The sequence below is a fragment of the Sporosarcina aquimarina genome (assembly GCF_033253705.1).
Classification (GTDB): Bacteria; Bacillota; Bacilli; order Bacillales_A; family Planococcaceae; genus Sporosarcina; species Sporosarcina aquimarina.
Genome location: NZ_JAUBDH010000001.1, coordinates 394,308 through 407,606 on the forward strand (window position 1 = coordinate 394,308; position 13,299 = coordinate 407,606).

Sequence of the window (13,299 nt, forward strand, 5' to 3'; positions counted from 1 at the left end):
GTCTTCCGCTTCGATCAACGGAGCTTGTGTGACAAAGCAATCCTTAAAAGGGAAAAGGGAAAAAGGAAAAAGGAAAAGGACATAAGAATGAAAACTATGAGAGACGGGGTGTAGAAGAAGATGAGAAAAACTGTAAAGCTCATGTTATTATTTTTAACGATCATCAGTATGGCGGTACTTGCAGCGTGTACGAATAGTGACTCCAGCACGAATAATGAAGGGGACGACACGAAAGGCGAAGCAACGAAAACTGAGGATGGCAAAGTGTCTGTAGAATTCTGGCACGCGATGTCCGGAACCGGGCAAACGTCGTTGGATGAAATCGTTGCGGACTTCAACGAATCACAAGATAAGTACGAAGTGAAAGCTGAATTCCAAGGTACGTACGAAGAATCGCTGACGAAACTGCGAAGTGTCGGCGGAACGAAAGACGCGCCTGCCATTACACAAGTATTTGAAATCGGTACAAAGTATATGATCGATAGCGGATATATCGAGCCGATCCAGAAGTTTATCGACGAAAATGATTTTAATGCAGACGAGCTCGAGCAGAACATCTTGAACTACTACAAAGTGGATGACGAGTTATACTCCATGCCTTTCAACTCTTCGACACCGGTCATGATCTACAACAAAGATGCATTTAAAGAAGCTGGACTGGATCCTGAAAAAGCACCTGAAACGTTTTCAGAAGTGATCGATGCAGCGGCTAAGTTGAAAAAGGGAGAAATGTACGGATTCTCCATGCTGACATACGGCTGGTTCTTCGAGCAATTGCTCGCAACTCAAGGTGGCGACTATGTGAATGAAGACAATGGCCGTACTGGAGATGCAACTGAAGCTGCGTTCGATAGTGACGAAGGACGTCTTGTGTTCCGTACGCTGGATACGATGAACAAAGCAGGAACGTTTGGCAACTTCGGAACGAACTGGGATGATATCCGTGCAGCTTTCGCATCAGAAAAAGTTGCGATGTATTTGGATTCATCAGCGGGAGTTGCAGGAGCAATTGAAACGGCACCGTTTGATGTCGGTGTCGCGTATATTCCATACGCAGACGAGGTGAAGCGTAATGGTGTCGTGATCGGCGGAGCATCACTTTGGATGTCAAAAGGAATTGCTGAAGAAGAGCAAGAAGCGGCATGGGAGTTTATGAAATACTTAACAACTCCTGAAGTGCAGGCGAAATGGCATTTGGATACTGGTTACTTTGCGATTAACCCGAAAGCCTACGATGAGGAAAATGTAAAAGAGAAGTGGGCAGAGTTCCCGCAATATAAAGTGACGGTAGATCAGCTTCAAGATACTGTGCCTGGCTATGCAACTCAAGGCGCACTAATCTCGGTGTTTCCGGAATCACGTCAACAAATTGTGACGGCACTGGAAGATATGTATCAAGGAAAAGATCCGGCCGAAGCATTGAAACAAGCAGCTGAAGGTACGAATCGTGCAATTGAAGTGGCGAATAAAACGAAAAAGTAAGGTGTATACGCTCCGCTTCGGCGGGGCGTTTTTACATTTTTAAGGAGGACTGTTCGGCGACTTTGTAGAAAATAATTGGTATTAGTTATGAAAGAGGTGGCGTCAGATGGATGAGGAGCGGGCTTTGCGGAACGATGAGCGGAAGGGGAACAGGAAGCGGAAGCAGGCAGGGAAAAAAGAGGAGCGCGGCTGCTTGTCCGATTTGTTTTTCGTCTTTCCTGAAATTATATTTGCGCCGTTTCAGTGGTTGTTCCGCGGAATATTGGCGTTTTTTAGGAATGTTTGGTGATGGGTGGACTCGCTGCCAGGAAGAATCGGTAAAATGGCGGGTGTGATCGGCATTATGGAGCGTGATATCGGCACTATGGAGGCGGGTATCGGCAGTTTGAGTGGTGGAATCGGCACTATGGCGAGGGGAAGCGGCATTATGGAGCGAAGAATCGGCAATAGACTACAATTCAGACAAGTTTAAGGGATTAATTGGTAGCGCTGCGCTTGATTTGAGTGGGCTATCCCACGGTGTCGGGAGAATCGGCAACATGGGGGCGAGTATCGGCAGTTTGAGTGGTGGAATCGGCACTATGGCTAGGGGAATCGGCATTATGGAGAAAGTTATCGGCAATATGGGAGAATTAATCGGCAATAGACTACAATTCAACCAAGTTTAAGGGATTAATTGGTAGCGCTGCGCTTGATTTGAGTAGGCTATCCCATGGTGTCGAGAGAATCGGCACTATGGCGAGGGGAATCGGCATTATGGAGAAAGTTATCGGCAATATGGGAGAATTAATCGGCAATAGACTACAATTCAGCCAAGTTTAAGGGATTAATTGGTAGCGCTGCGCTTGTTGAAGAAAAGGCGTTCTCGCTGTGCCAAGCCAATTGACGTACATAAAAAAGCCACCGAACAACCTCGCGGCTATGCAGGGTTTGTTCGGTGGCTTCACTTAATTATTAGCCAATAACACGTAATTCACGTGGGAATGTGGAGAGTACTTCCACTTCGCCGTCTTCATTGATATATACCGTATCTTCAATGCGGACGCCGCCTTCGCCTGGGATGTAGATGCCGGGCTCGATTGTGAACACGAGGCCGGGTTCGGCGATTTCTTCGTTGTTCATATGGATGGATGGTTCTTCGTGGACCTCGATGCCGAGACCATGGCCGACTCGGTTATTGAAATATTCGCCGAAGCCCGCTTCTTGAATGACGCTGCGTGCTGCGATGTCGAACGTTTTCAACGGGTTGCCTGCTTTAACGGCATGAATCCCTGCCTGGTTGGAAGCAAGCACAGTGTCGTAAATAAGACGCTGGCGATCTGTTGCTTCACCGATAATGAACGTGCGCGTTGTGTCGGACATATAGCCGTCTTTTGCGACACCGAAGTCGATAAGAAGATAATCGCCGACTTGCAGTTTGCGTTCGCCGGGTTCGCCATGAGGCAATGCCGCTTTCTCGCCGGACAAAACGATAGATGAGAACGACGGTCCGTCTGCGCCGAATTTACGCATCAAATATTCAAGTTCCGCTGTCAATTCGGATTCCGTCATGCCGACTTTAACGAGTTTGATGCCTTCTTCGAGAACGCGCTCGATAATTTCAATCGGCTTTTTCATGGCAGTGATTTCTTCACGTGTTTTCCGTTTCCGTAATGTGTTGATGAATGCTTGTACATCCGCAACTTCTGCGTTCGGGAATGCAGTGCGGAATTCGTTATAACGGAAATAGCTGAACGCTTTCGCTTCGATGCCGACTTTACCCGTTAAATCTCCAACAGTTGAGCGAATCACATCGAACGGAAGTTGTTCATCTGAAATGGAAACGATTGTCTCAATATCCGAGCTCTCTGCAGCTGCATCTTTGTCTAGCGCGGGAGTGAATAGAATCGTTTTTCCTTCACTTGCTTCTATATATAAGCCAAGGAAACGTTCGTGAGGATCTGAGTTGAACCCAGTGAAATAGAATACATTTGCGGGATCGGTTACGAGCACCGCAGTAAGTGATTTGCCTTTAAGATGAGTGGTCAGCGCATGGCGCCGTTTTTCGTACATGTCAGTCATGAATAATTCCTCCTGTATATGCAGTATATAGCTCCATTATGACGCAGTTGGCAAAAGAACAACAGCGATTTGCATAATGAAATAAGTAAAAACCCGGCTGCCAAGAGCCGGGTTCAAGTGTTAACTAAAAAGATTCATCGTCGTAATGATGATTGGCATTGAAACGACGTCGATCAGGAACGCACCGACAATCGGTACGATTAAATACGCTGTGCGGGATGGACCGTAACGTGCAGTGACTGCCGCCATATTGGCCATCGCGTTCGGTGTTGCACCAAGTCCGTGTCCTGCAAAACCTGCACACATGACTGCAGCGTCGTAGTTTTTCCCGAGGATACGGAATAGGACGAAAATCGCGAACAGCACCAGGAATACAACCTGTACGAAGACGATGACAAGGAGCGGAAGGGCCAATCCTGCAACTTCCCAAAGCTTGATGCTCATAAGTGCCATGGATAAGAAGATGCCCAAAGCGACGTCGCCGATTAGTGTAATGCTGCGCATGTGGACGATGTTTCCGTTGAAACGATCTACTACGTTACGGACAATAACCGCTACAAACATCGCGCCCACGTAGTTTGGCAGCACGATCCCGTTTGTTACGTTAGTAAACACTTCACCAAGTAACGATCCTCCAGCCATAGAAGTGACAATAAGGAACGCCTGCATCGTGAAGTTATCGACTGAAATTGCAGGTTCGTGTGCTTCTGCCGTATATTCAAATGATTCTTCGACTTCAGTAGACTTCAAATCGTGTTTTTTGATCAAATACTTCACAAGCGGTCCGCCGATCAATCCCCCAGCGACTAAGCCGAATGTGGCAGCGGCGATACCGATTGAGAAAGCGGAGTCAATACCCATCGCTTCTACCGTCGTTCCGTAAGCGGTCGCACCTCCGTGCCCGCCTTCCATCGAAACAGCTCCAGCCATCATCCCGATTAACGGATGAATGTCGAATAAGTAAGACATGGACACCCCGATGGCGTTCTGCATAATCGCAAGGAATGCACAAGCGGCCCAGTAAATGATAAGCAATTTCCCGCCAAGTTTAATGAGGGCGAAACTTGCACCAAGTCCCACTGTTGAGAAGAACGTCAGCATGAATAAGTTTTGCAGCGATGTATCGAGCGTAAAGCTCACAAGTCCCGTTGCTTTCAAAATGGTTGCGAGTATCGCAAAAAGCAATCCGCCGACAACCGGGGCGGGTATACAAAACTTCTGTAAAATCCCGATTTTGCGTACAAGTAAGTTACCTAAAAGAAACAACGCCATCGCGAGAAACAGCGTGGTAACTTGGTTCAATTCAATTGTCATTCTGTGTACCCTCCAAGCAGTGAGACAATCGCTTCGTTCGTTAAGTACGCACCGAGTTTTACTGTACGGCCGTTTTCATCGAGGGAAGGATTGATTTCTGAGATGTCAAATGAAAGCGTTTTCTGTGCGGACGCAACAATATGGATGAGGTCCCGTACTTGCTTAGGGGACAATCCAAAAGGCGAGGGCGCGCTGACGCCAGGTGCAGCAGCTGCGTCCAAAACATCGGAACAGAGCGTCAGCATGATATAGTCTTGCGCCGCAATGAATTGATGAAGTTGAGTGTATACGTGCTCGACAGGCATCTCTTCCAAATCACGTTCAGTGATATAGCGGACACCAAGGCGGTCTGCTTCGTCAAACAATAATTGTGTGTTGCCGTACTCTTGAATGCCAAGAACAAAATAAGATGTCGTTGGATCCGTATCGAGTATTTGCTTAAACATCGTACCTGAAGAAGGCTGCTCTTTGTAGCTCCGTAAGTCAAAATGCGCGTCGATATTAATGACGCCGACTTTTGCGTCGGGTCCAACAAATTCGCGTACACCTGAATAATGACCGAAAGCGGTTTCATGGCCGCCCCCTAAAATGACAGGCTTCAAGTTAAGTGCTAAGCTTTCGCGGACAGTTTGTCCAAGCTCGTGTTGTGCTTGTTCCAAATGTGTATCTTTACAATAGACTGTACCTAAATCGACTATGTTATGTGTTTCAGGCTGTCTCCAAGGGAGTTTAGCAAGTTCACGGCGAAGTGAATCGGGGCCTTCAGCAGCTCCGATACGACCATTATTCCGTCGAACCCCTTCGTCAGATGAAAACCCGATCAATGCGCAAGTCGGACTGATAGCGCTTTCTTTCGGAGTATTCAGCTGCATCACTTGATGAAGACGAAAAGCTGCTCGATTGGTAACGTCATCGATTCGGCCGCTCCAAATATCTGGATTCGTTGCGTTGATCATAAGGGTCACCCTTTCAAAGTTAAGTGCAATATGCTTCATTATACGGACTGTCATTTATCAATTCAAATACCTATAATTCATTTACTTATAAATATAAGTTATAATTAAATGATTGAAGGAGATGAACGCGATGGACATTAAACAGCTCCGATACTTTGCAGCTGTCGTGGCAGAAGGCGGTTTTTCAGGAGCTGCAGCGAAACTGCATTTATCCCAGCCTTCCCTGAGTAAGTCAATAAGGACGTTAGAGGAGCAAATTGGGTTCCAATTGCTTGAACGCACAACGAAGCGCGTGGACTTAACGGAGTCAGGACGTGTATTTTACGAACGCGCATTGCTCATATTGGCGGAAATGGACATCTTTGAAAAAGAAGTAAATGAAGTGAAAGTGGCAGGAAGCGGGGAAGTCCGACTTGGAATGATTGAGTCCGTAAAAAATTGGATTCCAGGAATTCTCGGCTGGTATAGACAAGAGTACCCAGACATGCACGTCGTGTTGAAGGAAGTTCTAGGACGGAATGATATTGAGCATGCTTTGCGTGATTATGCAGTTCACGTCTGCTTGACGAACGAATTCATCGACGAACCGGATATTGTCACGGTCCCTTTATATAAGGAAAACTTGGTTCTGGTCATGAATGCCAACCATCCGCTCGCAAACAGACCGACGGTGAAACTTAAGGATATCGAAAAAGAACCGTTCATCATAACGAGTAAGGGATTCCAGACACGTGCCAATATAACGAAAGCGTTTGAAGAAGCAGGCATAAAAATGAATGTCTGTTATGATGCAGATCGATTTGAGACGATTTTAACACTAGTTGAATCGGGAATTGGCTTATCTATTATTCCGAGAAACTATATCGGCGAGATTGTGCCGGAAACATTACGTATTCATGAACTCGATAGTCCTAGTTTAGAGCGCACCGTCTATTTGGCGTATATTAAAAACCGTTACCGCCCACCAGCGATTGAGGCGCTGTTGGATAGGATGAGGGGCGTAGAATAAATCGATTGAAACTTGTAGTACTATACTACTTTTGAAACATTTGGAACATTTGTTGCCAAATGCCTACTTCCGTTATATCATTAAGATTAATTCATAATTCCTGTATATTTATGAGATAAGGAGTGGAGTCGATATGAGGTTTTTCAAAAGCAAAAATAAAAACACAAAAAATGCCTTACCTAAAAGCATTTTAGCGAGTATTGATAAAGTGGAGCTCGGCTCTTTCATTCTTATCTTCAATCGAGAGGGGGAAATTATAGAATATAAGGGAAATATAACAGAAAACAGTGGGGTTATTCGTCTAGGGCAAAAGTACAGTGACTTTTTAACAGAAGAAGAACAAGAGAAATTCACAATACATATGCAAAAAGCGATTTCAGGATCGGTTCAGCACTTTCCGTTCAAGGGTCATCAGGATAATATCGACTATGAATTTAACGTGACGATGTTTCCAATTGCCGAGGATTCCAATAACGTTTCAGGGTTATACTGCATTCTGCATAACATCCGATTGGCGGGTCCAGAAAAAGAATCTTATCCGAACCAACTAAAAGATTATACGTATGTAGATTCAAAAGAGATTACAGGAATGCTGGATGCCCATGGTGTGGTTCAATACATTACGCCGACAATCACATTTTTACTAGGTTATGAAGAGGACGAATGTATGGGGAAATCATTCAAGAACTTTGTCGCAGCGGATCGCTTAGTACCTATTTTGGAGCGTTGGAAAAAACTTGTCCAAGTGCCGAATTCAACGATTCAAGGTGAATTGAAGATGGTCGATGCAAAGGGGCAGCACCGGGATTTTGAGTTGTCCGCGACAAATTATCTTACAGATCCAGCGATTAATGGCATCGTCTTTTCCTGCAAAGACATTCATGAGCTGAAAAAACGAGACCGAAGAATTCATTATTTAACCAATCATGATCACTTAACAGGGCTGCCGAATCGAAAAGTCTTTCTGGACAAGACAGAACTTGAACTGAACGTTGCGAAACTAGCGTCGGAAAAGTTAGCTGTTTTTGTATTAAAAATCCAAAACTTTAAAAATATAAATAGCGCATTTGGACACGAATTCGGAGATCGTTCGTTGTTGAATATCGCAACACAATTACATAAATTGTTTGGAAATGATATGGAGTTACTCGGAAGAAGCAGTTCAAATGAGTTTGTAATTCTAACGAAATTCATACCCGACAAACAAGCAGCAGATGTGCTGGCAACCTCCATGCAGGAAGTTTTTAATGAGCCCTTTTATATAGAAGGACAGGAACTGGTGATGAACACAAGTTTAGGTATTGCAATGTTTCCTGAAGGGGGCGGCACTGCGAAAGAGCTGTATAAAAATGCAAGTACTGCCTTGCATGCCTGCTCGGAGCATCTCAGAAATAGTCACAAATTTTACTCGAAAACGACCACAACTGTCATGAAACGAGAATTTGTGTTAAACAATGATATTACAACTGCTTTAGGAAAAAGCCAATTCGAAGTCTATTTCCAGCCAACTTACCATGCGCATACCAATCAGATCTCCTGTGCAGAGGCATTGATACGATGGAACCACCCAGAGTATGGCATTCTGTCTCCTGGCGAGTTTATCAAACTTGCGGAAGGAACAGGAGAAATTCTGCCAATCGGGGAATGGGTGATGGATAGTGCATGCCGCATTTTATCAGAATGGCATCGCCAGCAGTTTAAAATAAAAGTGGCGGTTAATGTATCCGCTTTGCAGTTTTTAGACGTAACGCTTCCGGAAGTGTTCTATGAGATTACACAGCGGTACAATCTGGATCCGAAATGGATTGAAATTGAAATTACAGAATCGACGTTACTAAACACGAAGAGAATTCCTTTACTGCTTCAACAGCTGCAAGAAATGGGCTTTGGAATCGTATTAGATGATTTTGGCACAGGGTACAATTCGTTGAAAAGCTTACAGGAGTTACAACCTGAAAAGATAAAAGTAGATCGTTCTTTCGTAGAAAAGATGCTGGTTGACGATCGATCAGAAACGATTACAACTTCAATCATCTGGATGGCTAAGATGCTGTCCGTGCAAGTCGTTTCGGAAGGCGTGGAAACAGTAGAACAGCGGGATCGGTTAGCCGATTTGGAATGTAACTATTTTCAAGGCTATTTGTATAGCCGCCCGGTTTCAGCAAAGAACATGACAAGGTTATTGCAGAAACAAAGTGAGCTGGAAGACCCTCGAGAAGGGGAACCAGAACGGAGAAATTACTTTAGAGTGAAGCCGGACAGTCACTTAAAAGCTCAAATGACCATTAATGAAGTCAATGGGAAAAAGATTAATGTGGGAATTGTCAATATCTTGGTAGAAAATATTGGCCCAGGCGGACTTTATTTCATATCTACTGTTGACCTGCCTCAACGTGAAGACGTGGTGTTGAAGTTTTCCATGGAGTTGTTTGGAGAAGAGTATTTCTTTTTCGGCAAGCTGATTCATACAAAATCAGAGCGGCAATACTTTGGCTACGGCGTATCGTTTCAAGCAGATGAAAAAACTAGAAGCACTTACATCCATCTGTTTAACAAAGTAGAAGTTAGATTGAACCAGCCTAATGCTTATAAGGACCTTCCTTTACTTGAAGGCAGAATGCAAACGTTTTTGGAAGCATCCAATTCAATGTATGAGTGAAGAAGGATAGAAAGGTAAGTCGTGCACATCGCGGTGCACGACTTACTATGTGCTGGATTCAGCTGTTCAGTGTAAATAGTGTTAGAACATCCACAAAAAAGGGGATTTCCAATTACTTTTTGCATTAAACACGAATATTAATTGGTTTTTCTAGATTATTGTTCAGAAATAGACTTGCGGAAAACATACAGAGTCTGTATACTGACGAAGTGTTAAACGTGAATAGATTCTCGTATAAGCTCAGTAATAGGGTCTGAGCGTCTCTACCAGGTTCCCATCGTAAGAACCGGACTACGAGTTAAAGTATAGTGTGCAGGTGGGCGACTCATTTTTTACATGGAGTTCGCCCGTCATGCATGCCTCCTTTGACTTTCGTAGGTCCGGTTTGCAGCAGCTTGCTGCGTACCGGGCTTTTTTATTGCATACGTATGCAATAAATGGATAAAAAAACAGAAAGCAGGAGGATTTAAATGAATACAAAACGGTTGACAGAGAAACTATTCAAACTGAAAGAATATGGAACGACACCACGCACTGAGGTGATCGCAGGATTAACGATTTTCATGACGATGCTTTACGTATTGATTGTCGTTCCCGCAATGTTGGATAACGCAGGATTGCCGAAAGGACCGGCGACGGTTGCGGTCATTTTGATGACAGGAATTGTCACGATTATCATGGGTCTTTACAGTAACCGGCCGTTCGCGCTCGCTCCGGGACTTGGTTCCGTTGCCTTTCTATCGGTCACATTAGTATTGGCAGAAGGAATTCCGTGGCAGACAGGGATGGGAATGGTGTTCATCTCAGGAATTCTCTTCGTTCTCTTTACTTTATTGGGTCTTAGAAAACTGATTGTCCGTCTTATGCCGCCTGCTATCAAGCTTTCAATCGGAGCAGGGGTCGGATTGTTCATCGCATTGATCGGTTTCCGAAGTGCGGGGCTAGTCGTCGCAAGTGAAAAATCGAATTCGCTTCAATTGGGAGATTTAAGTTCACCGAACGCCATTCTCGCGCTCGTAGGATTTTTTATCATGGCAGTGCTGCTGGCACGTAAAGTACGCGGCCACTTACTGATCGGAATTGTGTTAGTTACCATCATCGGAATTCCGTTGGGCATTACCAAGCTGCCGACTTCAGTCTTTTCGATGCCGGAAAGCATTGCACCCGTAGCGTTCAAACTCGACATTTTAGATGCATTGAAATTGGAGTACTTCCCATTCTTGCTCGCATTTTTCATTCCTGACTTCTTTTCCAGTCTCGGTACGATGCTAGGTGTCGGAGGAAAAGGGAATATGCTAGACAAAAACGGAGACTTGCCGCAAATCGATAAGCCCTTTCTCATCGATGCTGGCGGAACGACGCTTGGTTCCTTGTTTTCGGTACCCGTCATGACCACATATGTCGAGTCTGCGGCAGGTGTTGAAGCAGGCGGTCGTACTGGGATGACGGCAGTGACGACTGGGATTTTGTTCTTGCTGACGATTTTCATCACACCGCTGATTATGATCATCCCGACAGAAGCCACGGCTCCTGCGTTGATATTGGTCGGATTGACGATGCTTTCCGCGGTGCGTAACATTAATTTTGAAGAGGTCACGGAGTCACTTCCGGCGTTCATGACAATCGTCATCACGATTTTCACATTCAACTTCGGTAACGGGATCGCAGCGGGAATCATCATCTATGTCCTTGTCAAAGCACTCTCAGGAAGACACAAAGAGATTCACCCAGGACTCTATGTCCTCACTGTACCGCTCATTCTTTACTTCATCACCATTGCAAACTAACTTCAGATAGGGGATAAAAACTATGTTTACTCGCGAACAAATTACAGCCGCTGCACGTGGAGATGTCAAAATGGATACGGTGATTGAAGGGGTGCAGCTCGTCAACGTCTTCACTGCCGAAATTTATCAAGCTGACATTGGCATTAAGGAAAACCGGTTCAGCGCAATCGCCCGCTACGAAAATGGGCAGCCAGATTTCAAAATGGAGGCGGAAGTCGTCGTAGATGGCCGTGGAAAGTACGCCATCCCGGGATTGGTCGACTGTCACGTCCACATTGAAAGCACGATGGTGACGCCTGATATGTTTGCCCGTGCATTGCTTCAGCGGGGAACGACTGTCGCAGTCATCGATCCGCATGAAATCGGGAATGTACTCGGTGCGGAAGGCGTCAAGTATATGGTGGAAGCGAGCCGCGGTCTGCCTGTGCAAATCCTGACGACGATCCCTTCCTGTGTACCGGCAGTACCTGGAGTCGAAACTGCGGGTGCTGAATTCGGAGCTGCGGAAGTGGCGGAGCTTCTGAAATTGCCCGATGTTGTCGGGATTGCGGAAATCATGGATTACATCGGAGTCATCCAGCAAAACCCTCGGATGGCAGGGATCGTCCAGACCGGACTAGACGCCGGTGTCTTGAACGAAGGTCACTTGCCTCGTGCAGGTGGACGCGATCTTGCAGCGTATTTAGCAGCAGGGGTGAATTCGGATCACGAAAGTCGTACGGTAGATGAAATCGTGGAAAAATTGCGGGCAGGAATGCTCATTTATATCCGGGAATCGAGTGTCAGCCAATTCGCGGACATCGCAGCGCAAGCCTGGCAGCAGCTGCCCTATACGTCGAATATCGCCATGTGCACGGATGATGTCGAACCGAACGACATGCTCCACAATGGTCAGATGAATCGAGTGGTCCGCCGCTGTATCGAAGAAGGCATTCCTGCACCACTCGCAATTCGTTTTGCGACATTAAATGGAGCGCAGCGTTTCGGACTGCGTGATCGAGGCGCCATCGCACCGGGTTACATTGCAGATTTTTCATTAGTGGAATCACTCGAATCCATGAATGTTGAAGATGTATGGGCGGACGGCTGCATGGTTATAAAATCGGGTGAGCTTTTGGAAACGATTAAAAGTGCAGTGCCGCCACTTTCGAAGAACACCGTCAAGCTGCCGGAACTCACGGTTTCAGACTTTATTCTAAGAGCTCCGGTTGAAAACGGAAAAGTGACTGTGACGACGATGGAAATGACGAAGATTGGAACGACAGCGCGCGGAACGATTGAGCTGGATGTTACAGAGGGCGTCATTACGAAATTGCCAGAAGGATACTTATTCGCTTCTGTAACAGGACGTCATGGCCAAAACACGAAACCGTTTGTTGGCATCTTGAAAAATGCAGGACTGCGTGAAGGCGCGTACGCAACAACGGTTGCGCACGACAGTCACAACCTCGTGTCGGTCGGTACGAATGCAGCGGACATGTTTGCCGCGTCACAAGTGCTCGCAGCATCAGGCGGAGGATTATGCTTAGTGAAAGATGGCGTGGAGCAAGCATCCGTGAACCTTCCGATTGCCGGACTGATGGCGGCGGAACCGATTGAGCAACTCGGACCGAAAGTCGAGCAGTTCAACGAAGTCGCACGCTCAATGGGTGTCCAAGTAGGACGCCGTTCCCCGTCGATGGCGCTGTCATCACTCACACTGACTGTCATTCCCGAAATCCGCATCACGGATATCGGACTGGTCGATGTGCATACGCAGCAAATGATTCCCTTGTTCGTGTAATAGGTTAGGCAATCCCCTCAGATAATTCGTCTGAGGGGTTTTTTGGTACCAATTCTAGTTTGCAGCGAAGAAGCCTTTAAATAACAAGCAAAGCGCTACCAATTAATCCCTTAAACGAGGTTGAATTGTAGTCTATTGCCGATTAATTCACGCAAAGTGCCGATACTTCACCCGATGTTGCCGATACATGGGCGCACCTTGCCGATCCCCCCCTCCAATCTGCCGATTCAATGCACTATGTTGCCGAT

General features: G+C 45.9%; 11 protein-coding genes and 1 riboswitch. Of the genes, 8 read left to right on the plus strand and 3 right to left on the minus strand.

The genetic code is table 11. From position 1 onward, the window contains the following. Positions 1-120 precede the first annotated feature (120 nt). From QT716_RS01875 to QT716_RS01890, 4 genes are all read left to right on the plus strand, one after another. Complete coding sequence (locus QT716_RS01875; protein ID WP_317934040.1) at positions 121-1,482, plus strand: ABC transporter substrate-binding protein; 1,362 nt, start codon at positions 121-123, stop codon at positions 1,480-1,482. A 292-nt stretch (positions 1,483-1,774) separates the two neighbouring features. Beyond that, positions 1,775-1,954, plus strand: coding sequence for a hypothetical protein (locus QT716_RS01880; protein WP_317934042.1), 180 nt, complete (start codon positions 1,775-1,777; stop codon positions 1,952-1,954). 28 nt (positions 1,955-1,982) lie between these two features. Next, positions 1,983-2,150, plus strand: coding sequence for a hypothetical protein (locus tag QT716_RS01885; protein ID WP_317934043.1), 168 nt, complete (start codon positions 1,983-1,985; stop codon positions 2,148-2,150). A 28-nt stretch (positions 2,151-2,178) separates the two neighbouring features. After that, positions 2,179-2,304 carry a hypothetical protein gene (locus tag QT716_RS01890; RefSeq protein WP_317934045.1) on the plus strand — a complete coding sequence of 42 codons (126 nt, stop codon included), beginning with the start codon at positions 2,179-2,181 and terminating at the stop codon, positions 2,302-2,304. A gap of 132 nt (positions 2,305-2,436) precedes the next feature. On the opposite strand, the gene QT716_RS01895 is transcribed toward QT716_RS01890, so the two are convergent. From QT716_RS01895 to hutG, 3 genes are all read right to left on the minus strand, one after another. After that, complete coding sequence (locus tag QT716_RS01895; RefSeq protein ID WP_317934046.1) at positions 2,437-3,543, minus strand: M24 family metallopeptidase; 1,107 nt, start codon at positions 3,541-3,543, stop codon at positions 2,437-2,439. 120 nt (positions 3,544-3,663) lie between these two features. Beyond that, positions 3,664-4,857, minus strand: a complete 1,194-nt coding sequence (gene gltS / locus QT716_RS01900) for a sodium/glutamate symporter (protein ID WP_317934048.1) — start codon at positions 4,855-4,857, stop codon at positions 3,664-3,666. Further along, positions 4,854-5,813: a formimidoylglutamase gene (hutG, locus tag QT716_RS01905; RefSeq protein WP_317934049.1), complete on the minus strand. Its 960-nt coding sequence runs from the start codon at positions 5,811-5,813 to the stop codon at positions 4,854-4,856. Before hutG ends, gltS begins: the two co-directional genes overlap by 4 nt. A gap of 130 nt (positions 5,814-5,943) precedes the next feature. Between hutG and QT716_RS01910 the strand changes: the two genes are divergently transcribed. From QT716_RS01910 to QT716_RS01925, 4 genes are all read left to right on the plus strand, one after another. Beyond that, positions 5,944-6,822 (plus strand): LysR family transcriptional regulator, encoded by an 879-nt coding sequence (locus tag QT716_RS01910; RefSeq protein WP_317934051.1) that lies wholly within the window; start codon positions 5,944-5,946, stop codon positions 6,820-6,822. 133 nt (positions 6,823-6,955) lie between these two features. Next, entirely contained in the window at positions 6,956-9,481 is a 2,526-nt protein-coding gene (locus QT716_RS01915; RefSeq protein WP_317934052.1) for an EAL domain-containing protein, read from the plus strand. A 210-nt stretch (positions 9,482-9,691) separates the two neighbouring features. Then, positions 9,692-9,795: riboswitch (purine riboswitch) on the plus strand. Positions 9,796-9,951: 156 nt separating this feature from the next. Further along, on the plus strand, positions 9,952-11,268 hold the full coding sequence (locus QT716_RS01920) for an NCS2 family permease (RefSeq protein ID WP_317934053.1): 1,317 nt from the start codon (positions 9,952-9,954) through the stop codon (positions 11,266-11,268). A gap of 22 nt (positions 11,269-11,290) precedes the next feature. After that, positions 11,291-13,051, plus strand: a complete 1,761-nt coding sequence (locus QT716_RS01925) for an adenine deaminase (protein WP_317934055.1) — start codon at positions 11,291-11,293, stop codon at positions 13,049-13,051. Positions 13,052-13,299 lie beyond the last annotated feature (248 nt).